Origin of the sequence: Actinomadura barringtoniae (assembly GCF_017573505.1) — a bacterium.
GTDB lineage: Bacteria > Actinomycetota > Actinomycetes > Streptosporangiales > Streptosporangiaceae > Spirillospora > Spirillospora barringtoniae.
The window spans coordinates 301,161-325,232 of sequence record NZ_JAGEOJ010000009.1 but is presented as its reverse complement, the minus strand read 5'-3'; the positions used below and the strand labels follow the sequence as shown (position 1 = coordinate 325,232).

Genomic DNA, 24,072 nt, shown 5'->3' with positions numbered 1-24,072 from the left:
GAGCCGCCGATGCTGTCCATTCCGTGTCCCTGGTGCGGAGAGCGGCCCGAGACCGAGTTCCGGTACGGCGGCCAGGCGCAGGTCGCCTTCCCCGCCGAGCCCGAGGCGCTCGACGACACCGAGTGGGCCGGCTACGTCTTCATGCGCGACAACCCCAAGGGCTGGTTCGAGGAACGCTGGGTGCACGCGGCCGGATGCCGCCGCTGGTTCGACCTGGCCCGCCACACCGTGACCTACGAGATCCGCCGATGACCGGACCCTTCCGTGCAGCCGAGGGCGGCGACCGCATCGACCGCTCGCGCACGCTGGCGTTCACCTTCGACGGCTTCGAGCTCAAGGCCCATCCCGGTGACACGCTGGCCTCCGCGCTGCTGGCCAACGGCGTCCGCGTCGTCGCGCACGGCCCCTACAGCAGGCGGCCGCGCGGCGTCTTCAGCGCCGGTGCCGAGGAGCCCAACGCGTTCGTCCAGGTCGAGTCGGGCCCGGGCGAGCCGATGGTGCGCGCGACGCGGCTGGAGGTCTACGACGGGCTGGTCGCCACGCCGCTGGCGGGCCGGGGACGGCTGCTGGATCGCCCCGACCCGAGCCGCTACGACAAGGTCTACGCGCACTGCGACGTGCTCGTGGTCGGCGGCGGGTCTGCAGGCGTCCAGGCGGCCCGTGAAGTGGCCGCGACCGGGGCCCGCGTGCTGCTGGTCGACGACCAGCCCGAGACCGCCGTGCCGGTGCACGCGCGCGCCTTCCCCGACCTGACCGTCCTGACGCGCACGACCGTCACTGGCTACTACGACCACAACTTCGTCGTCGCGGTCGAGCGCCGCACCGACCACCTGGGCGAGCTCGCGCCCGCGCACCTGGCGCGGCAGCGGCTGTGGCGCATCCGCGCCGGGCGCGTGGTGCTGGCCACCGGCGCGCTGGAACGGCCGATGCTGTTCCCCGGCAACGACCTGCCCGGGATCATGCTCGCCGGGTCGGCGGCGGCCTACATCCGCCGCTACGGCGTGCTGCCCGGCCGCCGCGCGGTCATCTTCGCCGCCCACGACGACGGGCTCCGCGCGGCCGTGGACCTGCGGGCCGGGGGAGTGGAGATCGTGCGCGTGGTGGACGTGCGCGAGGGCGAGCGCGTCACCGACACCGAGTCCGACGCGAACGGCGTGCTGAGCGCGGTGATCGTCGACGGCGAACGGGTGCCCTGCGACCTGCTGGCCGTCTGCGGCGGCTGGAGCCCCAACCTGCACCTGTACGGCCAGGCCGGCGGGCGGACCCGCTGGTCCGACGACCACGCCGGGTTCGTGCCGTTCGGCGAGAGCCGCGGCGACGTCCGGGTCGTGGGCGCAGCGCTGGGCGTGCCGGGCAGGGCGGGCGAGCACGTGCCGGAGGACGATCCCGGGCGGGTGTACGTCGACCTGCAGCGGGACGCGACCCTGGCCGAGCTGCGCCGGGCCCTTGGCGCGGGCCTGACCTCGGGCGAGCACGTCAAGCGCTACACCACCATCGGAACGGGCGCCGACCAGGGCCGGACCTCGGGCGTGGTCACCGCGCGGATTCTGGGGGAGACCGGGACCACGACGCAGCGGCCGCCGGTGGAGCCCATCTCCATGGCGCTGCTGGCGGGCCGCGAACGCGGCGACCTCCTGTCGCCGATCCGCCGCACCCCGATGCACTCCTGGCACGAGGAGCACGGCGCGCTGTTCGAGAACGTGGGCGACTGGAAGCGGCCCTGGTACTACCCTTCGGCGGGCGAGTCGATGGAGGAGGCGGTGCTGCGCGAGTGCCGCGCCGCCCGCGGCTCCGTCGGCGTGCTCGACGCCTCCACGCTCGGCAAGATCGACGTGCAGGGGCCCGACGCCGCCGAGTTCCTGGACCGGATCTACACCGGCCGCTTGTCGAGCCTGCGCGTCGGCCGCTGCCGCTACGGCGTCATGTGCGGTGTGGACGGCATGGTCTTCGACGACGGCGTCGTCGCCCGGCTCGGCCCCGACCACTTCCACCTCACCACGACCACCGGCAACGCGGGCCACGTCCTGGACTGGCTGGAGGAGTGGCTGCAGACCGAATGGCCCGAGCTGCGCGTGCGGTGCACCTCGGTCACCGACCAGTGGGCCGCGATCGCGCTGGTCGGCCCCCGGTCGCGGGACGTCCTCGGCCCGATCGCGCAGAACGGCTTCCCGTTCATGGCCATCCGCGAGGGCGACATCGCCGGGGTGCGGGCGCGCATCTTCCGGATCAGCTACAGCGGCGAACTGGCGTACGAGATCAACGTGCCCGCCTGGCACGGCCTCACCGTCTGGGAGGCGATCATCCGGGCCGGCGAGCCGTACGGGATCACGCCGTACGGCACCGAGACCATGCACGTCCTGCGCGCCGAGAAGGGCTTCATCGTCGCCGGTCAGGAGACCGACGGCACCGTCACGCCCGGCGACGTCGGTCTCAACTGGACGCTGGCCCCCGAGGGCGACTGGCTCGGCCGCCGGTCGCTGAGCCGCAAGGACACCGCCCGCGCCGACCGCAAGCGCCTGGTCGGGCTGCGCCCCGACGACCCGTCGGTCGTCCTGGTCGAGGGCGCCCAGATCGTCGCCGAGCCGCCGCCCGAGAAGCCGGACGAACCCGTTCCGATGCTCGGGCACGTCACCTCGTCCTACCGGGGCACGGTCGGGTCGTTCGCGCTGGCGCTGGTGTCGGGCGGGATGGAACGTGAGGGCCAGCGGCTCTACGCCGTCGACTCCGGGCACGCCGTGCCGGTCCTGGTGACCGACCCGGTCGCCTACGACAAGGAGGGGAGGCGCCGTGACGGTGACCCCGCATAGCCCGGCCGAGGCCGAGCGCGGTCCGGTCAAACGCGGAGCGGTCGAGCACCTCGCGGGGCGCCTGGCCCGCACCGGCGGCGCGGCGCGGCTGCGCGTGCTGCCCTTCCCCAGCCAGGTCGAGCTGCGCCTGGACGACGAGGACGCCGACTGCTTCGGGCCTCGGGTCGGCCAGTTCCTCGACTGCGGCATGCCCGCGCCCGGGACCGCGACCGGCGAAGGCGACCCGCACATCCTGTGGGCGGGACCCGGCTGGTATCTGATCGTCGACCGGCCGGACCGCGCGCCCGGCATTCTGGCGGGCCTGCACGACGCGCTCGGCGGTGACTGCGGCGGCACGTGCGGCTCGGCGGTCGACGTGTCGGCGGCACGGACCGTTCTGGAACTGTCGGGACCGTCGGCGGGCGACGTGCTGCGGCACGGCTGCGCTCTCGACCTGCATCCGAGGGTGTTCGGCCCCCGCCGGTGCGCGCAGACCCAGCTCGCGCAGGCGCAGGTCATGCTGCACCGGACGGCGCCCGACGAGTACCGGATCTTCGTGCGGTTCTCCTACGCCGACTACCTGACGCGCTGGCTGCTGGACGCGATGACCGAGTACCTCCCGGCCTGAAGCCGCGTAACGCCGGGCTGAAATCGCGCGCCACGCGGGCCCTGCGGACGCCCCGCCGGAGGCGTCCGCAATGATGGTGACCATGAGTGACGATGTGGCGCCCGGGGGATTCGGGCGGCGGACGGTGCTGTGCGGGGTCGGCGTGGTGGGCGTGGCCGCGCTCGCCGGATGCGCGGGCGGCGACGACAAGCCGGCGGGGCTCGCGCCCTCGATGAAGGGCAAGGAGATCGCCAAGACGGCGGACGTGCCGGTCGGCGGCGGCAAGATCCTCGCCGACATCAAGGTCGTGGTGACCCAGCCGACGCAGGGCACGTTCAAGGCGTTCACCGCCGTCTGCACCCACCAGGGCTGCCTGACCGGCAAGGTCGCGGGCGGTCTCGTCCAGTGCCCCTGCCACGGCAGCGAGTTCAAGATCGCCGACGGGAGCGTCGCCCGCGGACCGGCCGCCAAGCCCCTTCAGGAGTACCCGGTTCAGGTGAAGGGCGATGGAATCGTTTTGATTTGAACCATTTACCGGTGACGTACGTATACCTGTGTGACGGCAGGCGATCGCCGTACCGATCATCGCTCGGATCACCGCACATGGAGGCAGATCTATGACCCAGGAGCCCGCACCGCAGGTGGAGGAGCTTGAGCAGTCGACCGCTGCGCCCCCGAACACCCGGCGCGGGCTCCTGATCGGGGTCGGGCTCGCCGGCGTCGCGGGTCTCGCCGCGGCGTGCGGCGGGTCCGGCGGCGACTCGGGCGACTCCGGAGACTCCGGCGAGAAGCCCGCCGCCGGGACCGGACCGGCGGGCTCCGGCGCCGCGCCGCTGGCGCGCGGCAGCGACATCCCGGTCGGCGGCGGCAAGATCTTCAAGGCCGAGAAGGTCGTGGTCACCCAGCCCGCCGCGGGCACGTTCAAGGCGTTCAGCGCCAAGTGCACGCACCGCGGCTGCACGGTGGGCTCGGTCGGCGGCGGCACGATCAACTGCCCCTGCCACGGCAGCAAGTTCAAGATCGAGGACGGCTCGGTGGCCGGCGGTCCTGCGCCCAAGCCGCTGGAGGAGCGTCAGATCAAGGTCGAGAACGGGGAGATCAAGCTCGCCTAGCGCGGGTCCTGCCATCGGCCGATGGCCACCGGGTGCTCGGGCACCTCGGTCCGGAAGCGCGGCAGCGCCTGGGGATGACGCTCGCGGATGTACTTGATCAGATGCTCCCGCACGTCGCAGCGCAGGTCCCAGGCGCTCGCCGAGTCCGCCGCGCTGACCAGCGCGCGCACCTGGACCAGGCCGCTCGGCAGCGTGTCGGTCACCTCCAGGACCCACTCGCGGCGGTCCCAGAGCGGGTGTTCGCCCAGGAAGGCGTACACCTCCCTGCGCAGGTCCTCGACCGGGACCTGCCAGTCGACGTGCAGCAGCACGGTGCCGAGGACGCGGCTGGAGTGGCGCGTCCAGTTCTCGAACGGCTGCTCGGTGAAGCGCGACACCGGCAGGATCAGCCGGCGGTCGTCCCACAGCTGCACGACCACGTAGGACAGCGTCAGCTCCTCGACCCGGCCCCACTGGTTCTCGATCACCACGACGTCGCCCAGCCGCAGCGCGTCGCTGAACGCCAGCTGCAACCCGGCGAGCAGGTTGCCCAGGGTGGGACGGGCCGCGATACCGACGACCAGCCCGGCGACCCCGGCCGAGGCGAGGATCCCCGCGCCGAGCTTCTGCATGGCCGGGAACGTGAACAGGGCCGCGCCGACCGCCACGACGACCACCACCATGGCGGCGAGCCGCCGCATCAGCATCATCTGGGTTCGCGCGCGGCGGGCCCGCCGGTTGCGCTCGCCCTCGACCTTGTTCAGGCGGTTGAACGCCGGGTCGGTCAGCGCGTACGAGATCCGCAGCAGCAGCCAGGTGGTCACGCCGATCGCGGCGATCCGCAGCCCGTGCCGCACCGTCCCGTCCAGGCCGCCGGCCAGCCTGCCGTAGGGCATCGCCGCGTTGGCGCTCACCACGGCGGCGAAGGCGAAGGCGGGCGCCGCGCAGCGCCGCGCCACCGCGCCGACCGCCGGCCAGCGCGCCGACAGCGGACCCGCCAGCAGGCGCCGGCCGCCCTCCACAACGATCACCGAGGTCGCGACGGCGACCCCGAGGACGATCCAGGCCCAGAACGCGGACACGTCCCCACGCACCCCTTTCACTCTCGATTTCGCCGGATTTCGGGCACCAGGGAGCCCTTTCCGGTCGAGGGGGTCCTCGAACGAGATCCAGATCACTCGTGCCGCCGGACGGTCGGCGGGGAGCGGGTGTCGGTGGGGCGCACTAGGCTTTCTCGACGTGGCAGATCCGGCGACCTACCGACCCGCCCCGGGGTCCATCCCAGACTCGCCGGGGGTGTACCGCTATCGCGACGAGCACGGCCGGGTCATCTACGTGGGCAAGGCCAAGAGCCTGCGCTCCCGGCTGAACTCCTACTTCGCCGACTTCGCGGGGCTGCACCCGCGCACCCAGACCATGCTCCAGACCGCCGCGCGGGTGGACTGGACGGTCGTCGGCACCGAGGTCGAGGCGCTCCAGCTGGAGTACTCCTGGATCAAGGAGTTCGACCCGCGGTTCAACGTGCGTTACCGCGACGACAAGTCCTATCCCTATCTCGCGGTCACTCTCGACGAGGAGTTTCCGAGGGTGATGGTCATGCGGGGAGCCAAACGCAAGGGCGTGCGTTACTTCGGGCCCTACTCGCACGCCTGGGCGATCAGGGAGACGGTCGACCAGCTGCTGCGGGTCTTCCCGGTGCGCACGTGCAGTGCCGGGGTGTTCAAGCGGCAGCACCAGCTCGACCGGCCCTGCCTGCTCGGCTACATCGACAAGTGCTCGGCGCCGTGCGTCGGCCGGGTCACGCCGCAGGAGCACCGGCTGCTCGCCGAGGACTTCTGCGACTTCATGGCGGGCAACACCTCCCGGTTCACCAAGCGGCTGGAGCGCCTGATGCGCGAGGCCGCCGCCTCCCAGGAGTACGAGCGGGCGGCCCGGCTGCGCGACGACATCCAGGCGCTGGAACGCGCCCTGGAGAAGCAGACGGTGGTGCTGGCCGACAGCACCGACTGCGACATGATCGCCTTCTACGAGGACGAGCTGGAGGCGGCGGTCCAGGTCTTCTACGTGCGCGGCGGCCGGATCCGCGGCCAACGCGGCTGGGTCGTCGACAAGGTCGAGGCGGTCACCACCGCCGAGCTGGTCGAGCACTTCCTCATCCAGATCTACAGCGAGAGCGACTCGGTCCCCCGGGAGATCTACGTTCCGGCGGTGCCGCCCGACGAGCAGGCCATGACCGAGCTGCTGAGCGAGCAGCGCGGCGGGCCCGTCCATCTGCGGGTGCCCCAGCGCGGCGACAAGAAGTCGCTGCTGGAGACCGTTCAGCGCAACGCCATGGAGGCGCTGAAGCAGCACAAGACGCGCCGGGCCAGCGACCTCACCACCCGCAGCCTCGCCCTGCAGGAACTGCAGGGGGCCCTGGAGCTGGACGACGCCCCGCTGCGGATCGAGTGCTACGACGTCTCCAACCTGCAGGGCACCAACGTGGTGGCCTCCATGGTGGTCTTCGAGGACGGCCTGGCCCGCAAGAGCGAGTACCGCCGGTTCACGATCAAGGCGGTCGAGGGGCAGGACGACGTCCGCTCCATCCACGAGGTGATCACCCGGCGGTTCCGGCGCTACCTGGCCGAGAGCGAGAAGACCGGCGAGTTCGACGGGCTGACCGGCGAGGAGCTGGAGGAGGCCGCCGCGCACCAGCCGATCGATCCCGAGACCGGCAAGCCGCGCAAGTTCGCCTACCCGCCCAACCTGGTGATCGTCGACGGCGGCCCGCCGCAGGTGGCGGCGGCCCAGCGAGCCCTCGACGAGCTCGGCATCGAGGACATCGCGGTCTGCGGCATCGCCAAGCGGCTGGAGGAGCTGTGGCTGCCCGGCGACGACGAGCCGGTGATCCTTCCGCGCAACAGCGAGGGCATGTTCCTGGTCCAGCGGGTCCGCGACGAGGCGCACCGGTTTGCGATCACTTTCCACCGGCAGAAGCGTTCCAAGACGATGACGGCCAGCGAACTCGATAACGTTCCGGGACTGGGCCCGGCCCGCCGGACCGCCCTGCTGAAACATTTCGGGTCGCTGAAGCGCTTGAAAGAGGCGACGCCCGAGCAGATCGCCGAGGTGCCCGGCATCGGGCGCCGCGGCGCCGAGCAGATCGCCGCCGCCCTGCACGGCGGCGTCGTGCCGCCCGGGGGCGGGGGCACGACCGGTACGGCGGACAAGGCCGGCAGCACAGGAACTGCGGGCGCGGCGGGCGGCGCGGCGGGCAGTACGGGCTCAGACGGGGAGAACAGGGGGAAGTCGGGATGACCAGCGAGACACAGATCCCGGACATCGTCATCGTCACCGGCATGTCGGGGGCGGGACGGAGCACGGCGGCCAAGTCCCTGGAGGACCTCGACTGGTTCGTGGTCGACAACCTGCCGCCGGGGCTGCTGGCGACCATGGCCGACCTCGGCGGCCGGGTGAAGGACGCCGTCCCGCGCATCGCCGTCGTGGTCGACGTGCGCAGCCGCGCGTTCACCGAGGACCTGCACTCCTCGATCACCGAACTGGAGAACCGCGGCGTCCACCCGCGCGTGGTGTTCCTGGAGGCCGGTGACGAGGCCCTGGTGCGCCGGTTCGAGGGCGTCCGGCGGCCGCACCCGCTGCAGGGCGACGGCCGGGTGGTCGACGGCATCGCCCGCGAGCGCGAGCTCACCCGCGAGGTCCGCGCCGAGGCCGACCTGGTGATCGACACCAGCGCGCTCAACGTGCACCAGCTGCGCGCCAAGATCGTCAGCTTCTTCGGCAACGACACCGGCGAATCCAGCCTGCGGGCGACCGTCGTCTCGTTCGGCTACAAGTACGGCCTGCCGGTAGACGCCGACCTCGTCGTCGACTGCCGCTTCCTGCCGAACCCGCACTGGGTGCCCGAGCTGCGCCCGAAGACCGGCCGCGACGCGCCGGTCCGCGACTTCGTGCTGGCCCAGCGCGGGGCCAAGGAGTTCCTGGACGCCTACACCGAGGTGTTGCGCCTGCTCACCGACGGCTACGAGCGCGAGGGCAAGCACTACGTGACGCTCGCCGTCGGGTGCACCGGCGGCAAACATCGTAGTGTGGCCATGGCGGAGCAGATCGCCGCCCGGCTGCGGGACGAGGGAATCGACGTTCAGGTCGCCCATCGTGACCTCGGTCGCGAATGAGACCTCTCCGCAGGTCCGGCACGAGGAGACGAACGCCGCGTTGAACACCCCTGGGCCTCAGGTCGTCGCGCTCGGCGGGGGCCACGGCCTGTACGGGTCGCTGTCCGCGCTCCGCCGGGTGACCGACCGGCTGACCGCCGTGGTCACGGTCGCCGACGACGGCGGATCGAGCGGCCGGCTGCGCCGCGAGCTCGGCGTGCTCCCGCCCGGCGACCTGCGGATGGCACTGGCCGCGCTGTGCGGCGACGACGAGTGGGGCCAGACCTGGCGCGACGTGGTGCAGCACCGCTTCCGCAGCCAGGGCGAGCTGCACGACCACGCCGTCGGCAACCTGCTGATCGTCGCGCTCTGGGAGCTGCTCGGCGGCGTCCAGCCCGGCGTCGACCAGACCGGCGGCATCCCGCTGGTCGGCGGCCCGGCCGTGGGGGGATCCACGGTGGCCGGGCTCGACTGGGTCGGCCGGCTGCTCGGCGCGCACGGGCGGGTGCTGCCGATGGCCTCGGTGCCGATGGACATCGTGGCCGAAGTACGCGGCGCCGACCCCGACCGCCCGGACGAGGTGACCAAGGTCAAGGGCCAGGTCGCGTGCGCCAAGACGCCCGGCACCGTGCTCAGCGTCTCGCTGGTGCCGAGCGACCCTCCCGCCTGCCCGGAGGCCCTGGAGGCGGTGCTGGACGCCGACTTCGTGGTGTTCGGCCCGGGGTCGTGGTTCACCAGCGTGCTGCCGCATCTGAAGGTGCCCGAGCTGGCCAGGGCCTTGACCGACACCCGCGCCCAGCGGATCGTGGCGCTCAATCTGGTTCCGCAGCCGGGGGAGACCGACGATTTCTCGCAGCAGACCCACCTGGAGGTGCTGCAGGCGCACGCCCCGGAGCTGCGGATCGACGTGGTCCTGGCCGACCGCGCGGCGGTGGACGATCCAGCGGCCCTGGAGAAGGCCGTCGACGCCCTCGGCGGGGAGCTGGTGCTCGCCGACGTCGCGGCCCCCGACGGGTCGCCGCGTCATGATCCCGCCCTGCTGGCCCAAGCCTTCGCAAGGATATTCGCTGACTGACAACCGCGTGGGCCGCGATCGGCCAGACTGCAGGAAGTTCTTTAGGGGGAGGGTTCATCTATGGCGATGACCGGTCTGGTGAAGGACGAGCTGAGCAGGCTCTCCGTCATGAAGCCGTGTTGCCGTAAGGCCGAGGTATCGACGCTGCTGCGCTTCGCCGGCGGCCTGCACCTGGTGAGCGGGCGCATCGTGATCGAGGCGGAGATCGACACGGGGTCCGCCGCGCGGCGGCTCCGCAAGGACATCGCCGAGGTCTTCGGCCACACGTCCGACGTGGTCGTGCTCGCGCCGAGCGGTCTGCGCAAGGGCAACCGCTATGTCGTACGGGTCTTCCGCGACGGCGAGTCGCTGGCCCGCCAGACCGGCCTGATCGACAACAACGGGAGGCCCGTGCGCGGCCTGCCCCGGCACGTGGTCGCGGGGGCGGCCTGCGATGCCGAGTCGGCCTGGCGCGGTGCGTTCCTGGCGCACGGCTCGCTGACCGAGCCGGGCCGTTCCATGTCACTGGAGGTGACCTGCCCGGGCCCGGAGGCCGCGCTCGCGCTGGTCGGCGCCGCCCGCAGGCTCAAGATCCACGCCAAGGCCCGCGAGGTCCGCGGCGTGGACCGGGTCGTGGTCCGCGACGGTGACGCGATCAGCGCGCTGCTCACCCGGCTCGGCGCGCACGACAGCGTGCTGGCCTGGGAGGAGCGGCGGATGCGCCGCGAGGTCAGGGCGACCGCCAACCGGCTCGCCAACTTCGACGACGCCAACCTGCGCCGCTCGGCGCGCGCCGCGGTGGCCGCCGGGGCCAGGGTCGCGCGCGCCCTGGAGATCCTGGCCGACGACGCGCCCGAGCACCTGGTGAGCGCGGGCCGCCTGCGCCTGGAGCACAAGCAGGCCTCGCTGGAGGAGCTCGGCCAGCTCGCCGACCCGCCGCTGACCAAGGACGCCATCGCAGGCCGTATAAGGCGTCTGCTCGCCATGGCCGACAAGCGCGCGCAGGACCAGGGCGTCCCCGGCACGGAGGCGAACCTCACCGCCGACATGCTGGCGCCGTAGTCGCGCAGTCGCACGTCAAGCAGTCCACGAACGGGCCGTCCGCACCTGCGGGCGGCCCGTTCGTCATAGGACGACCCTGTCCAGCACCTTGCCTGTCGCGTCCAGGCCTTCCAGGGTTCCCACAGTGCCCGGTTTGGCGGTGGCGCGGACGCGGGTCAGGCGGACGGCGAACGCATGGTGCGAGCCGATCTTGACGGTGTCCGCGGCGAGGATCCTGCCGTCGCGGAGCCTGGCCTGCACGCGCGTCATCCTGGCGCCCATGAAGCCGTACCACCAGGGCACGTCGCTGCCCTCGGTCAGCGAGAACAGAGTGCCGAACCCGGTGTCGTCGCCGGGCAGCGCCGGGGCGCTGGTGTCGCTGCCGAAGCCCACAGCGGCCCCGTCGACGTAGACGTGCATGGTGTTGTCGGCCCGGTCGGGACTCCCGAACCGGAACAGCGGCGCGCCCTGGTTGAGGGGCCTGGGCAGGGGAGCCTGAGCGGTCCAGGGGGACCGCCCGTGAGGACTGCGCCACGCGGTCGCCCCGCCCAGGTTCTTGTGCGTGAGCGCCTGCTGCTCGGCGACCTCGTGATCGGCCGGCAGCCGGACGGCCTCGCCCGACGGCTCGGTCGAGAAGACCACCGTGCCCGGCACCCGTGCCGGGTTTCCGGTCGTCGGCTTCGCCAGCCTCGCCTGCCAGACGTGGCGGCCGGGGCCCGGCTCGGTGAAGATCTGCCCGGCGCCGCGGGCGTCATCGCCACCCGTCACCTCGACCTTGGTCACATCGTCGTCGGCCACGCCGTAGAGGATGGTCTGGCTCTCGTGCCCGCCGTTGAAGGAGTAGGTCGCGGCGCGCGCGCCCACGACCACCGCGTGCCCTTTCCGTTCCGAGGCGGGACGGCAGTCGCCGCCGCCCGCCGCCTGCCGCCAGCACAGGCTGTCACCGGCGAACCACATGGACACGCCGGCGCCCGCGTCGATCGCCGGGCCGGTCGGGCGGTAGCGGGGGTCCAGGTCCTTCACGGGCGCGGCGGGCGGGGTGACCGGGTGCGGCGGCCGGTGCAGCACGCCGAACGTCACCACCGCGGCGGTCGCCACGGCGACGGCGGCGGCCATCGGCACGAACACGTGCCGCCTGCGCCGGGCCGCCGCGAGCCGCCGGACGTTCTCGGCGCGCGCCCAGGCATGCGGGACGACCCGTTCGGCCTCGGCGTGCAGGGCCTCGCGGATCCGGTCCTCGTTGATCTGATCCCGGGTCATCGGCCCTCCTCCAGCTTGGCGTTCAGGGCGGCCATCGCACGGGCCGTGTGGGCCTTCACCGTGCCGGGCGCCACCCCCAATGTCTCGGCGGTCTCCCGTTCGGTCAGGTCCAGCCAGTAGCGCAGCACCAGCACCTCGCGCTGCCGCCTCGGCAGCTCGTCGAGCGCCGCCAGCAGTTCGCGCACCGACTCCTTGTGCACCACCGCCAGCTCGGCCGAGGCGATGTCCTCCTCGCGGCCGACCTGCTGGTGGCGGCGCCGCGCGATGCGCAGGTGCCGCACCCGGTTGCGTGCCAGGTTGCAGACCACGTCCAGGAGGCGTTCGTGCGCCTGCACCGGCTGCGGCGCGGACTCCAAGACCGTCTCGGTCCCGACCGCGTCGTCGCCCCTGCGGGTGGTCGACGTGAGCTGGGGCACCGAGGGAAGCGGGCAGGTCCTTCCCGGCCGACGGGAAGGACCGCGGGACGCTGGTCGTGTCCCGCAGGGCAGGATTTACGCCCGGGTCCCGGGAGTGGCGTGGTAATGGTCTAGACCTTTAGCTCCGGTGATGCCCTCCCCCACCTGGGGGAGGGCGACTCACCCGTCGAATCACACACCTCCGGTGGCGATGCGGGGCCCTACGGTTCGATAGGGTCGCTGGTGGAGGGGTCTGGCGGCCCCGTCACCCTGGTTGGCATTCCGACGTACGAGGAGAGTCGTTCCGTGACCATCCGAGTAGGCATCAACGGGTTCGGCCGGATCGGCCGTAACTTCTTCCGCGCGATCAAGGCCAGCGGAGCCGACATCGAGGTCGTGGCGGTCAACGACCTCACGGACAACACCACCCTCGCGACGCTGCTGAAGTACGACAGCATCCTCGGCCGTTTCCCCGAGGAGGTCACCGCGACCGCCGACGAGATCATCGTGGGCGGCAAGGCGATCAAGGCGTTCGAGGAGCGCGACCCGGCCAACCTCAAGTGGGGCGACCTCGGCGTCGACATCGTCGTCGAGTCGACCGGCTTCTTCACCGACGGCACCAAGGCCAAGGTGCACGCCGACAACGGCGCCAAGAAGGTCATCATCTCGGCCCCGGCCAAGAACGAGGACATCACCCTGGTCCTGGGCGCCAACGAGGACAAGTACGACCCGTCGGCCCACACGGTGATCTCCAACGCGTCCTGCACCACCAACTGCCTGGCCCCCCTGGCCAAGGTGCTGCACGACAACTTCGTCATCGAGAAGGGCCTGATGACGACGATCCACGCCTACACGCAGGACCAGAACCTGCAGGACGCGCCGCACAAGGACCTGCGCCGCGCCCGGGCCGCCGCCCTGAACGTCGTGCCGACCTCCACCGGCGCCGCCAAGGCCATCGGCCTGGTGCTCCCCGAGCTGAACGGCAAGCTCGACGGCTACGCGCTGCGCGTCCCGGTGCCGACCGGCTCGGCCACCGACCTCACCGCCACGCTGTCGCGCGAGGTCACCGTGGACGAGGTCAACGCCGCGTTCAAGGCCGCCGCCGAGGGCCCGCTGAAGGGCTACCTGACCTACACCGAGGACCCGATCGTGTCCTCCGACATCGTCACCGACCCCTCGTCCTGCATCTTCGACTCCGGCCTGACCAAGGTCATCGGGGACCAGGTGAAGGTCGTCGGCTGGTACGACAACGAGTGGGGCTACTCCAACCGCCTCGTGGACCTGGTCAAGCTCGTCGGTTCCAGCCTCTAATGACACCCGTTCCGCCGTGATCGCCAGCCGCGCGCCCCGCGCCGCCGGCGATCACGGCGGAGTCATATCCGGAAGGACTTCGCGTTTCGATGCGCACCATTGAGGACCTCGACGTCGCCGGGAAGCGGGTGCTGGTCCGCGCGGACCTGAACGTTCCGCTGCAGGACGGCAAGATCACCGACGACGGCCGGATCCGCGCCAGCCTGCCCACGATCAACGCGCTCCGCGAGAAGGGCGCCAAGGTCATCGTCTGCGCCCACCTGGGCCGCCCCAAGGGTGAGGTCAAGCCCGAGTTCTCGCTGGCACCGGTCGCCGAGCGCCTCGGCGGACTGCTCGGCACCGGCGTCTCGTTCGCCACCGACGTCGTGGGCGAGTCGGCCCAGGCCACCGCCTCCGGGCTCGCCGACGGCGGCGTCGCGCTGCTGGAGAACCTGCGCTTCGAGGCAGGGGAGACCGCCAAGGACGACGCCGAGCGCGGCGCGTTCGCCGACCGGCTGGCCGCCCTCGCCGAGGTGTACGTGGGCGACGGCTTCGGCGCCGTGCACCGCAGGCACGCCAGCGTCTACGACGTGCCCCAGCGGCTCCCGCACGCGGCCGGCGGCCTGATCGTCGCCGAGGTGCAGGTCCTGAAGAAGCTCACCGAGGATGTCGAGCGCCCCTACGCGGTCGCGCTCGGCGGCTCCAAGGTCTCCGACAAGCTCGGCGTGATCGACAACCTGCTGGGCAAGGCCGACCGGATCCTCATCGGCGGCGGCATGGTCTTCACCTTCCTCAAGGCCCAGGGCCACGAGGTCGGCAAGAGCCTGCTGGAGGAGGACCAGCTCGACACGGTCCGCGACTACCTGCGGCGCGCCGAGGAGACCGGGGTGGAGTTCGTGCTCCCGGTCGACATCGTCGCGGCCACCGCCTTCGCCGCCGACGCCGAGCACGGCGTCGTCGCCGCGGACGCGATCCCGGCCGACCGGCTGGGCCTGGACATCGGCCCCGAGTCGGGCCGGCTGTTCGCGGGCCGGCTCCAGGGCACCAAGACCGTGTTCTGGAACGGCCCGATGGGCGTGTTCGAGATGGAGCCCTACTCGCACGGCACCCGCGCGGTCGCCCAGGGTCTGATCGACTCGGGCGCGTTCACCGTGGTCGGCGGCGGCGACTCGGCCGCGGCCGTCCGCACGCTCGGCTTCGACGAGGGAGCCTTCTCCCACATCTCGACCGGCGGCGGTGCGAGCCTGGAGTACCTCGAAGGCAAGACGCTGCCCGGCCTGCAGGCACTGGAGGACTGACGCATGGCTCCCAAGACCGGCTCGACCGGATCTTCCAAGGACGACGGCCGCAAGCCCCTGATGGCCGGCAACTGGAAGATGAACAACAACCACCTCGAGGCCATCGCGCTGACCCAGAAACTGGCGTTCGGACTCAGGGAGGCCGACTACGACGCCGTGGACGTGGTCGTGCTGCCGCCGTTCACCGCGATCCGCTCGGTCCAGACCCTGGTGGACGCCGACCGGCTGCAGCTCGCCTACGGCTCCCAGGACATCTCCCCGCACGTCTCCGGCGCTTACACCGGCGAGATCTCCGGGGCGATGCTGGCCAAGCTCGGCTGCTCGTACGCGGTGATCGGTCACTCCGAGCGCCGGCAGTACCACAACGAGGACGACGCCCTGGTGAACGCCAAGGTGAAGGCCGCGTTCGCCAACGAGATCACCCCGATCATGTGCGTCGGCGAGGGCCTGGAGGTCCGCCAGGCGGGCGAGCACGTCGCCCACACCCTCGCCCAGGTCGACGGCGGGCTGGAGAAGATCCCCGCCGACCAGGCCCGCACCATCGTGATCGCCTACGAGCCCGTCTGGGCCATCGGCACCGGCGAGGTCGCCACCCCGCAGGACGCGCAGGAGGTCTGCGCGGCCATCAGGGCGCGGCTCGCCGAGCTTTATGACGGCGAGGTCGCGGGCTCTGTACGTATCCTGTACGGAGGGTCGGTCAAGGGCGGCAACATCGCCGGGATCATGAAGCAGTCCGACGTGGACGGCGCTCTGGTGGGTGGTGCCAGCCTCGACCCGGGTGAATTCGTCAAGATCTGCCGGTACCGTGACCTGCCAGTCTGATCAATTCTGATCAATTCGGCTACGACATGGGGGTTCTTGCCGAACCAGCGAAGAGTTCGTCGTACCCTTCGTAGCTGACGGGTAAACCGCCCGGCTCGATGCTCCGTCCTAGACAACGAGAAGCCCCGCGTCAGCGGGGGTGGCCAGAAGAGGCAACTGCTGTGATCATCGCATCGTCCATCGTGCTCATCCTTACGAGCCTGCTGATGGTCGTCCTCGTCCTGATGCACAAGGGCAAGGGCGGCGGCCTGTCCGACATGTTCGGCGGCGGCATCTCGTCCTCCCTGGGCGGCTCGTCGGTGGTCGAGCGCAACCTCGACCGGCTGACGATCGGCACGGGCGTCATCTGGTTCGCCTCGATCGTGGTGCTCGGCCTGCTGTTCAAGCACAAGGGCGCCTGAGAGCCCCGACAGGGCGACATCGGCACGTACGTAGGATCGCCGCGCTTTCCCCAGGGTCAGGTGGGCGGCGAGAACTTTGAGCGAGGAGTAGTCCGTGGGTAGTGGCAACGCGATTCGGGGCAGCCGTGTCGGTGCCGGTCCGATGGGAGAGGCCGAGCGCGGGGACGCTGCACCCCGCGTCTGGGTCACCTTCTACTGCGCCAACCGGCACGAGACCCGTCCCAGCTTCGCGACCGACGTCGCGGTGCCCGACACCTGGGATTGCCCGCGATGCGGGTTCCCGGCGGGCCAGGATTCCAACAACCCCCCGGCTCCGCCCAAGACGGAGCCCTACAAGACGCACCTGGCGTACGTGAAGGAGCGTCGCAGCGACGAGGACGGCGAGGCCATCCTCGAGGAGGCGCTCGGCAAGCTCCGCAAGAAGCGTGCAGCCGTCAAGGCCGCCATGGAGGCCGCGGCCAGGGGCTGACCCCCGGCCACCGGCTCGCAGACAGCGAACGGCCCGGCTCCCGCAACATGCGGGAAGCCGGGCCTTTTCGTTGTTCCAGAGTGATCGTGGCCGACGTTGTCGGCCCGGCTCGTCTGCTCAGCCGGTGGCGGCGTGGGCGGGCTCGGGCGCGGGGCGTACGGCCGCCGGGGGAGTGGCGGCCGGGGCGGGCGCGAGCCGCCGGGAGACCTTGCGGCCCAGGCGCTGCATGGGCGCCTCGACCAGCCGGTAGGCGAGGTAGCACGGGATCAGCAGCAGGACCAGGAACGCCGCCAGCAGCCAGGGCCGTTCGGCACCGGGCCCGCCGATGACGGCCTCGACGACGGCCAGCAGGATCGGGTGCAGCAGGTAGACCGCGAAGCTGATCACGCCGGGCCAGGTGAGCCACTTGGCGACCTTGCGGTGGCGCAGCGCGTACCCGATGGCGAAGATCGCGCCCGCCGCCAGCACCGCCATGATCCGGGCCCGCCGGACGTGCCAGTCGGACGGGCTGTCACCCTCCAGCCAGCGGATCGCCAGCGCGATGGAGGCCGCCACCACCGTGGTCGCGGCGAATCCCGCCGTCCGCCAGCGGATCTGGCCCTTCTCGGCCCGGTAGATCGCGGTGCCGGTGAACATCACGCCGAGGACGATCACGCCCTCCCAGGCGCCCTGCCCGCCGTTCAGCAGCAGCAGGACGACGGCCAGCGCGCCGCCCAGCAGCGCGCCGGCCCGCTGCGCGCCCGCGCCGCGCGAACAGGCGAGCGCGATCGCCCCGGCCATCGCGGCCGCCGTCATCAGCACGATCGGCGTGACGCCGAGCCTGGTGGACAGGCCCGCGACGGGCAGGACGCTCGACAGAGTGAGGGCCAGCACCGCCATGATCACCGCGGCGGCGCTGGACCGGTGGTGCTGCCGGACCGAGTAGAGCGCGGAGACCAGCAGGTAGAACGACATCTCGTACGACAGCGTCCACAGGACCGTGAGCGCGTTCGGCATCGCCAGCAGGTCCTGGAGCATCGTGAGGTGCGCGACCGCCGTCGTGACCGGGTCGTAGGTGTTGCCGAGGCCGCCCGCGAACTGAGGCAGGCCGGTCACCTGGAGCAGCAGCAGGATGCCGAACGCCGTCAGCAGCAGCGGATAGATCCGGAACACCCGGCTGATCCAGAACCGCCGCAGCGACCCCGTCCGCTCCAGCGAGGCGGGCACGATATAGCCGCTGACCAGGAAGAAGACCAGCACCCCCGCCATCCCGGGGTCGAACCACTGCATCATCGCCTTGTGGAAGGCGGGCGTGAAGCGCGCCGAGGCGTGATGGAAGACGACGGTGAGGGCGGCGAGTCCGCGCAGGGCGTCGAGCCAGCCGAGGCGGACCTTCGCCCCGGCCTCGCCGGCGGGAGCACCGGCGGTCGGCTGGGACATCTGGACAGGCGGGGTGAGGTGTCCGGAGAGCATTATCGATGGACACTAGTGGCCCTCACGAGCGCCCGAGCACGCTCTTGACCGATCTCACCGGATGTTCATCACATTCTCATCAAGCTGCCAGGGTTCCTCGCCAGAGCTCGACGAGCGCGTCGTTCACCCTGTCCGGGCGTTCGACGTGTGCGCAGTGCGATGCTCCGGGTACGCGCAGCAGGCGCCCTCCGAGCCGTTCGGCGGTGACCCGCGCACAGGCCATCAGCGGCTCGCCGCCCCGCTCCCGGTAGAGGCCGGGGGCGTTCTCCCATGTGCCGCAGATCACCAGGGTGGGCAGCCGGACGGCGGCGAGTTCGGCGACCGGGATCGGCGCCTCCCAGCAGAGCCGTTCGTGCAGCGCACTGTGCGCGGCGCGCAGGCGGCGCGGCGTGGGCCCCAGCGGCGGGAGGCCCACCGACTCCGTCGCGGCCTTCAGGTAGACGTCGGCGGGCAGGTCTGCCGGGAGGTGCCTGCGGCCCTCCCGGTTGGCCGCCAGCGCCGCGGCCACCACCGGGTCGTCCGCGGCGGCCTGGTAGCAGCCGGGCTCGATCAGGGCCAGCGACAGCACCGCCTCCGGGCGGAGCGCCGCCGCAAGCATCGCGCCCACGCCGCCGTAGGAGTGCCCGACCAGATGCGCCCCATCGCCGAGGAGATCGGCGATGTCGGCCGCGTCCACCAGGTAGTCGGAGGCGTACTCGCCGTCCACGCCGGTCACGCCGGGGTCCTCGCTGAGATCGGGGCTGTCGCCGTAGCCCCGCCGGTCCATGGCCAGCAGGCGGAAGCCGTCCGCGAGCGGTCGCTGAGCGGTGAACCCGAAGGCCTCGTCGGTGCCCCAGCTGGTCGAGCCGTGGACGAGGACGACCGGCGCCCCGTCTCCCCACACGGTCACATGCACGTCGCGGGCGCCCATCTCGTCCTCCCTTAAACAGCGTTCAGCTTTCTTAAACAACGTATAGTTGAGATGTACGGCGTATGGCAAGGGGGCTAGGGTGACGTCCGTGTCCACACGAGAGTCGGTTTGGCTGCGCGGCGAACGGCCGCACCGGGACCGGCGGCTGACCCGCGAGCAGATCGTCGGCGTCACCATCGGGATCCTCGACGCCGAGGGCCGGGAGGCGCTGTCCATGCGCCGGGTGGCGAGCGGCCTCGGCGTGAGCCCGGGGGCGCTCTACTGGTACGTGACCACCAAGGACCACCTGATGGAGCTGGCGCTGGACGCCGTTCTGGGTGAGGTCCTGGAGGGGCTGCAAGGGGCACCGGGGGTGCCCGACTGGCGGAGCGCGCTGAGCCGGATCGCGGGCGGCAGCCGCGCGATGTTCCTGCGGCATCCGTGGGTGCTGGCCGACCTGGCCACCCAGCCCAACCTCGGGCCGAACGCGCTCGCCCTCGCCGACGCCGGGCTGGAGATCCTCGCCGACGCCGGGTTCGCCGACGAGGACCTGGACGCGGCGCTGGCCGCGATCAACGACCACGTGGCCGGCGCCGTGGTCGCCGAGAACGCGTGGCGCTCGGTGGCCGCCCGGATGGGCGCCGACGGGGACGACTGGACCGAGCAGGCGGGGGACTACCTCAAGGAGATCGAGGAGCGGCACCCGCGGCTGGCGGCGCGGATGGCGGCCTCCGGCAAGATCGACATCGACCAGGAGTGCGCGCGCCGGTTCGAATTCGGCCTCGCCTGCCTGCTGGACGGCCTGGAGTCGCGGCTGCCCTGACGGGCCTCTACGCCTGGGCCTCGGCGGTCGCCTGAGCCTCTTCGGCCTCCTTCTGGGGCTCCTCGGCCTCCTGGCCGGTGACGGTGAACGGCCGGCAGTTGTGGGGGAGTTCCCGCCCCTCGAAGGCGAACGGCAGGCCCCTGGCCACCAGTGGACGCGGGCTGTCCATGAGGTGGAAGTGCACGTGCGGCTCGGAGGTGTTGCCCGAGTTGCCGCACTCGGCGATGACCTCGCCCGCCCGGACCCGCTGGCCGGTCCTGACCTTGATCGAGCCGCGCTTGAGGTGGGCGAGCGCCGCGTAGGTGCCGTCTCCCAGGTCCAGGATCAAGTGGTTGCCCAGGATGAAGCGCGGGCCGCCGAGCTCCCGGATCGAACCCTCCGCGAAGAGGTAGATCAGGCCCGCCCATGAGTTGCGGCTCCAGTGGTCGCGCTGCCAGTCGCTCGCCCGTACGACCACGCCGTCGGCCGGTGCCAGGACCGGCTGCCCAAAACCGGGGAAGGTCTTGGCGGGGCGTGCGAGCGGCCGGCTGTGCACGCCGCGCCAGTCGTTCTCTGCGTCCGGGTGGACGAGGAGGTCGATCGCGTACGTCTGGCCGTAGGCGTCGATGCCGTGGCTGGGCACCTTGTCGGCCGGGCTGTTCACCGCCACGAGCCGCCCGTTCATCGGAGGCAGCACGGTCCGGGGCGGCGGCGGGTCGCCCTGGCCGACGCGGACGAACATCAGCGTGTACCCGATCACGAGCAGCACCCCGCCGACGAGGGCGACCATGCCGTTCCCGTGGACGAACGTGGACAGGCAGAGGAACACGCCCACCAGGGTCAGCGGGGTCTTGATCCGGGCGAGCAGCACGGCGAGCTTCGGGTTCATGTCTCTAGATTACGTAATTCCGGAATTCCGTCAATGTCGCCGAGCCCGGAACGGACGGGTGGGCTAGGATCGGGGCCGACGACGTGACTGGCGCTATCAAGGTGGAGTGCACCACCAGGGAGCGAGATCGCCGTTCACCGTGCGCCTGGGTGAGCGGAACCGATCACGTGGAGGTTGTCATGCACCAACCGGCCATCCCCCATCTGCAGGCACAGGATCCCGACGTCGCCGGCCTGGTCGAGGCCGAGGCCCGGCGCCAGTTCGAGAAGATCCGGCTCATCGCCTCCGAGAACTACGTGTCGCCCGCCGTGCTGGAGGCGACCGGCTCGGTCCTCACCAACAAGTACTCCGAGGGCTACGCGGGCCGCCGCTACTACGAGGGCCAGCAGAACGTCGACCCGCTCGAGACGCTCGCGATCGAGCGCGCCAAGGCGCTGTTCGGGGTCGAGCACGCCAACGTCCAGCCCTACTCGGGCTCGCCCGCCAACCTCGCGGTCTACATGGCCTTCCTCCAGCCCGGCGACACGTTCATGGGCATGGCGCTGCCGATGGGCGGCCACCTCACCCACGGCGCGCCGGTCTCGGTCACCGGCAAGTGGTTCAACCCGGTTCGCTACGGCGTGCGCGCCGACACCGGCCGCGTCGACCTGGACGAGGTCCGCGACCTGGCGCTGAAGGAGCGGCCCAAGCTGATCTGGTGCGGCGGCACGGCGATTCCGCGCATCATCGACTTCCCCGCGTTCGCCGAGATCGCCCGCGAGGTGGGCGCGGTGCTCGCCGCCGACGTCGCGCACATCGCCGGCCTGATCGCCGGTGGCGCGCACCCCTCGCCGGTCGGGTACGCGGACGCGATCTCGACGACCACGCACAAGACGCTGCGCGGCCCGCGCGGCGCGATGATCATGTCGACGGAGGAGCACGCCAAGGCGATCGACAAGGCGGTCTTCCCGGGGCTGCAGGGTGGCCCGCACGACCACACCACGGCCGCCATCGCGGTCGCGCTGAAGGAGGCGGCGCAGCCCTCGTTCGCCGCGTACGCCCGGCAGATCGTCGCCAACGCCCAGGCGCTGGCCGCCGCGCTGGTGGAGCGCGGCTACGACCTGGTGTCCGGCGGCACCGACAACCACCTGATCCTGATCGACCTGACCAGCAAGGGCATCGGCGGCAAGCCCGCCGCGCAGGCGCTGGACCGCGCGGGCATCGAGCTCAACTACAACACCGTGCCGTTCGACCCGCGCAAGCCGTTCGATCCGTCCGGGCTGCGGCTCGGCACCTCCTCGATCACCACCCGCGGTCTCACCGAGACGCAGATGCCGCAGCTCGCCGCCTGGATCGACGAGGCCGTGCAGGCCGCGTCCAAGGCCGACGAGGGCGTGCTGGCACGGGTGGCCGGGCAGGTGCGCGAGCTGCTGGCCGCCTACCCGATGCCCGGCTGGGCCGCCACGCCCTGACCCGCGGCATCCGCGGCGGCCGCGGTGGCGTCAGGTGCGCCGCAGCACAGTGATCATTCGCCAGGCGTCGGGATCGGTGATCCCGATGTCGGCGAAGTCCCCGTACTGAGCCACGACCTGAAGCGTCCCGGACAGCCTGATGGCCGCGGCCAGCTCGGTCGCGGTCCAGAACCGATAGGGAACGACATCGCTGATCACCCGGGGCGGCCCGCCGTCCCGGGTGATCGTCATCGTGACGTGGTCGTCGGCGATCTGGGTGACCGGGTCGAGCAGGTCGGTCGGCTCGCCCCAGCGGACCGTGGCGTGCACGCCGCCGTCCTCGACCGTCCAGCCGGTGCTGACGGTCGGGTCGTCGCTCAGCCGGTCCCTCGGGTGCGACATCTCCACGATGTAGAGCCCGCCGTCGGCCAGGTGCTCGGCCGCCCGGTCCAGGTGCGCGGTGAACGCGTCCAGCGTCATCAGGTGCGACGTCGAGTCGAGCATGGTCACCACGAGGTCGAACCGGCGGCCGAGCGCGAACGCGGTCATGTCCGCCTCGACCACCTCGATCTCGACGCCCGAGGACTTGGCCTGCTGCCCGGCGTACGCGCACATCGACGGGTTGAGGTCGAGCGCGGTGGCGGCGATGCCGCGCCGGGCGAACTCGCGGGCGTGCTCGGCCGGTCCCGCCGCCAGCTCCAGCGCCGTACGGACCGGGCGGGCGGCGGCGTCCTCACCGGCGTGCCCGGCGTACCAGCCGAGCATCACCTCCACCTCGGCGGGCACGTCGCGGAAGGAGCAGGCCAGCTCGTAGGCCCACGGGTCGTCATAGATGCCGGTCACCCGGCCATCCTGCCAGTCACCCCCGCCCGCGCCCCGGCGGACCGACCGTCCAGCCGCAGCTTGACCTCGACGATGCCGGGCTCCTCCGTACGGATCGTCCGGCCGCCGAGGGACGTCAGCAGGCGGCGGATCCGGGCGTTCTCGCTGAACGCGGTCGCCCGCAACTCCACCAGGCCCCGGTCGCGGCCCAGCACCAGCAGCAGTTCGGCGAGCGCCCGGCCGAGACCGCGCCCCTGCCAAGCGTCCTCGACCAGGAAGGCCAGCTCGGCGACGCCCGGATCCAGGACGTGCATCAGGTGTGCGAGCGCCAGCACCGACCCGTCCGGGCCCTCGGCGACCAGCGTGAGGCCGTGCGACGGCTCGCAGAACTGGGCGATCGCGCGCGGCGACGGGAACGGCTTGGAGCTGAAGTAGCGCATCCGGCGGCTGTCCAGCGAGCTGCGCTCGTGCATGGCCCGTACGGCGTCGCCGTCACGCCGCTCCAGCGGCCGCACGACGATCTCGGTGCCGTCGCGGAGCAGGACGCGGCGGGAGGTCGGCAGCGGTTCGTCGGCGGGCAGTACGGCGCGTACCAGCGCGTCGGCCCGCGCGGCCTCGGTGGCGGTGAACGGCAGGCCCGCGCGGCGCAGCCGTACGACCCTCCGGTGCCCGATCGGGACGATCAGCACGTCCGGCGCCACCTCCTCCGCACTGCCGGCCACGGCCGGAGCCGACGACCAGGAGGCCTCGTCGGCGCGCAGCAGCTCGGCCAGCGCGGCCGGGAGCGCCTGCGGCTCGTGGCGGAGGCGGGCGGCCAGCGCCAGCGCCCTCGTGGGCTCGTCGACCAGCTCGTGCGGGCGGGCGGGCACGACCGCGGTCCGTACGCCGCCCGCGGCCTCCAGGGCGGCGCGCAGCCCGGCCGCGTCGGCGCCGCCCGGCGGGACGTTCACGATGAACTCGTCCACCACGCCCTCGGTGTCCACCTGCACCGACAGGCCGAGGATGTTGGCTCCCCGGCGGGCCAGCGCGGCCGTCAGCACGGCCAGGCGGCCGGGTCGGTCCTCGATCTCGGTGCGGATGCGCAGCAACGTCATGGACGATCACCTTTGTGCATCCCTGTTAC

The 24,072-nt window shown here is 71.9% G+C and carries 24 protein-coding genes and 1 riboswitch; of the genes, 16 read left to right on the top strand and 8 right to left on the bottom strand.

Features of this window, described 5'->3' with window-relative positions:
- Positions 1–9 precede the first annotated feature (9 nt).
- The 5 genes from J4573_RS23480 (at position 10) to J4573_RS23460 (ending at position 4,505) form a co-directional block, all read left to right on the top strand.
- Positions 10–252: a sarcosine oxidase subunit delta gene (locus J4573_RS23480; RefSeq protein ID WP_208257951.1), complete on the top strand. Its 243-nt coding sequence runs from the start codon at positions 10–12 to the stop codon at positions 250–252.
- The gene (locus J4573_RS23475) at positions 249–2,807 is read left to right on the top strand and encodes a 2Fe-2S iron-sulfur cluster-binding protein (RefSeq protein WP_208257950.1); all 2,559 of its coding nucleotides are present in this window, start codon (positions 249–251) and stop codon (positions 2,805–2,807) included. The genes J4573_RS23480 and J4573_RS23475 overlap by 4 nt, the downstream gene beginning before the upstream one ends.
- Positions 2,788–3,414 (top strand): sarcosine oxidase subunit gamma, encoded by a 627-nt coding sequence (locus J4573_RS23470; protein ID WP_307796812.1) that lies wholly within the window; start codon positions 2,788–2,790, stop codon positions 3,412–3,414. The genes J4573_RS23475 and J4573_RS23470 overlap by 20 nt, the downstream gene beginning before the upstream one ends.
- Before the next feature lie 82 nt (positions 3,415–3,496).
- The gene (locus J4573_RS23465) at positions 3,497–3,919 is read left to right on the top strand and encodes a Rieske (2Fe-2S) protein (RefSeq protein ID WP_307796811.1); all 423 of its coding nucleotides are present in this window, start codon (positions 3,497–3,499) and stop codon (positions 3,917–3,919) included.
- Positions 3,920–4,010: 91 nt separating this feature from the next.
- Positions 4,011–4,505 carry a Rieske (2Fe-2S) protein gene (locus tag J4573_RS23460; protein ID WP_208257949.1) on the top strand — a complete coding sequence of 165 codons (495 nt, stop codon included), beginning with the start codon at positions 4,011–4,013 and terminating at the stop codon, positions 4,503–4,505.
- Here the strand turns inward: J4573_RS23460 and J4573_RS56175 are convergent.
- Entirely contained in the window at positions 4,502–5,578 is a 1,077-nt protein-coding gene (locus tag J4573_RS56175; RefSeq protein ID WP_307796810.1) for a mechanosensitive ion channel family protein, read from the bottom strand. The two genes, J4573_RS23460 and J4573_RS56175, sit on opposite strands and share 4 nt — an antisense overlap.
- 145 nt (positions 5,579–5,723) lie before the next feature.
- On the opposite strand from J4573_RS56175, the gene uvrC reads away from it, so the two are divergent.
- Genes uvrC through whiA form a run of 4 tightly spaced genes read left to right on the top strand, consistent with a single transcriptional unit; the run spans position 5,724 to position 10,751 of the window.
- Entirely contained in the window at positions 5,724–7,781 is a 2,058-nt protein-coding gene (gene uvrC / locus J4573_RS23450) for an excinuclease ABC subunit UvrC (RefSeq protein ID WP_208257948.1), read from the top strand.
- The gene (gene rapZ, locus J4573_RS23445) at positions 7,778–8,656 is read left to right on the top strand and encodes an RNase adapter RapZ (protein WP_208257947.1); all 879 of its coding nucleotides are present in this window, start codon (positions 7,778–7,780) and stop codon (positions 8,654–8,656) included. Before uvrC ends, rapZ begins: the two co-directional genes overlap by 4 nt.
- A 40-nt stretch (positions 8,657–8,696) precedes the next feature.
- The gene (locus J4573_RS23440; RefSeq protein ID WP_208258077.1) at positions 8,697–9,710 is read left to right on the top strand and encodes a gluconeogenesis factor YvcK family protein; all 1,014 of its coding nucleotides are present in this window, start codon (positions 8,697–8,699) and stop codon (positions 9,708–9,710) included.
- 60 nt (positions 9,711–9,770) lie between these two features.
- On the top strand, positions 9,771–10,751 hold the full coding sequence (whiA, locus tag J4573_RS23435; RefSeq protein ID WP_208257946.1) for a DNA-binding protein WhiA: 981 nt from the start codon (positions 9,771–9,773) through the stop codon (positions 10,749–10,751).
- Positions 10,752–10,814: 63 nt separating this feature from the next.
- On the opposite strand, the gene J4573_RS23430 is transcribed toward whiA, so the two are convergent.
- A complete protein-coding gene (locus J4573_RS23430; protein WP_208257945.1) occupies positions 10,815–11,990 on the bottom strand; it encodes a hypothetical protein in 1,176 nt (391 codons plus the stop codon).
- Positions 11,987–12,406 (bottom strand): RNA polymerase sigma factor, encoded by a 420-nt coding sequence (locus tag J4573_RS23425; RefSeq protein ID WP_208257944.1) that lies wholly within the window; start codon positions 12,404–12,406, stop codon positions 11,987–11,989. Before J4573_RS23425 ends, J4573_RS23430 begins: the two co-directional genes overlap by 4 nt.
- Positions 12,407–12,691: 285 nt before the next feature.
- On the opposite strand from J4573_RS23425, the gene gap reads away from it, so the two are divergent.
- The 5 genes from gap to J4573_RS23400 all read left to right on the top strand — a co-directional run bounded on the left by gap (position 12,692) and on the right by J4573_RS23400 (position 16,665).
- Positions 12,692–13,696 (top strand): type I glyceraldehyde-3-phosphate dehydrogenase, encoded by a 1,005-nt coding sequence (gene gap / locus J4573_RS23420; protein WP_208257943.1) that lies wholly within the window; start codon positions 12,692–12,694, stop codon positions 13,694–13,696.
- 89 nt (positions 13,697–13,785) lie between these two features.
- The gene (locus J4573_RS23415; RefSeq protein ID WP_208257942.1) at positions 13,786–14,973 is read left to right on the top strand and encodes a phosphoglycerate kinase; all 1,188 of its coding nucleotides are present in this window, start codon (positions 13,786–13,788) and stop codon (positions 14,971–14,973) included.
- Positions 14,974–14,976: 3 nt separating this feature from the next.
- On the top strand, positions 14,977–15,795 hold the full coding sequence (gene tpiA / locus J4573_RS23410; protein ID WP_208257941.1) for a triose-phosphate isomerase: 819 nt from the start codon (positions 14,977–14,979) through the stop codon (positions 15,793–15,795).
- Positions 15,796–15,956: 161 nt separating this feature from the next.
- A complete protein-coding gene (gene secG / locus J4573_RS23405; RefSeq protein ID WP_208257940.1) occupies positions 15,957–16,196 on the top strand; it encodes a preprotein translocase subunit SecG in 240 nt (79 codons plus the stop codon).
- Positions 16,197–16,290: 94 nt separating this feature from the next.
- Positions 16,291–16,665 carry an RNA polymerase-binding protein RbpA gene (locus tag J4573_RS23400; RefSeq protein WP_208257939.1) on the top strand — a complete coding sequence of 125 codons (375 nt, stop codon included), beginning with the start codon at positions 16,291–16,293 and terminating at the stop codon, positions 16,663–16,665.
- 117 nt (positions 16,666–16,782) lie between these two features.
- Here J4573_RS23400 and J4573_RS23395 read toward each other — a convergent pair whose 3' ends face one another.
- Entirely contained in the window at positions 16,783–18,084 is a 1,302-nt protein-coding gene (locus tag J4573_RS23395; protein WP_208257938.1) for an acyltransferase family protein, read from the bottom strand.
- Positions 18,085–18,196: 112 nt separating this feature from the next.
- A complete protein-coding gene (locus tag J4573_RS23390) occupies positions 18,197–19,027 on the bottom strand; it encodes an alpha/beta fold hydrolase (protein WP_208257937.1) in 831 nt (276 codons plus the stop codon).
- Between the two features lie 88 nt (positions 19,028–19,115).
- Here J4573_RS23390 and J4573_RS23385 point away from each other — a divergent pair, with 88 nt between their 5' ends.
- Entirely contained in the window at positions 19,116–19,829 is a 714-nt protein-coding gene (locus J4573_RS23385; RefSeq protein ID WP_208257936.1) for a TetR/AcrR family transcriptional regulator, read from the top strand.
- A 7-nt stretch (positions 19,830–19,836) separates the two neighbouring features.
- Here J4573_RS23385 and J4573_RS23380 read toward each other — a convergent pair whose 3' ends face one another.
- Positions 19,837–20,697 carry a M23 family metallopeptidase gene (locus J4573_RS23380; protein ID WP_208257935.1) on the bottom strand — a complete coding sequence of 287 codons (861 nt, stop codon included), beginning with the start codon at positions 20,695–20,697 and terminating at the stop codon, positions 19,837–19,839.
- A 73-nt stretch (positions 20,698–20,770) separates the two neighbouring features.
- Positions 20,771–20,855: riboswitch (ZMP/ZTP riboswitch) on the top strand.
- Between the two features lie 21 nt (positions 20,856–20,876).
- On the opposite strand from J4573_RS23380, the gene glyA reads away from it, so the two are divergent.
- On the top strand, positions 20,877–22,148 hold the full coding sequence (gene glyA, locus J4573_RS23375) for a serine hydroxymethyltransferase (protein WP_208257934.1): 1,272 nt from the start codon (positions 20,877–20,879) through the stop codon (positions 22,146–22,148).
- A 30-nt stretch (positions 22,149–22,178) separates the two neighbouring features.
- Here the strand turns inward: glyA and J4573_RS23370 are convergent, their stop codons facing one another.
- Together J4573_RS23370 and J4573_RS23365 are read right to left on the bottom strand one after the other, a co-directional pair.
- A complete protein-coding gene (locus J4573_RS23370) occupies positions 22,179–22,970 on the bottom strand; it encodes a class I SAM-dependent methyltransferase (RefSeq protein ID WP_208257933.1) in 792 nt (263 codons plus the stop codon).
- Positions 22,967–24,043 carry a GNAT family N-acetyltransferase gene (locus J4573_RS23365; RefSeq protein WP_243773427.1) on the bottom strand — a complete coding sequence of 359 codons (1,077 nt, stop codon included), beginning with the start codon at positions 24,041–24,043 and terminating at the stop codon, positions 22,967–22,969. Before J4573_RS23365 ends, J4573_RS23370 begins: the two co-directional genes overlap by 4 nt.
- Positions 24,044–24,072: the final 29 nt, after the last annotated feature.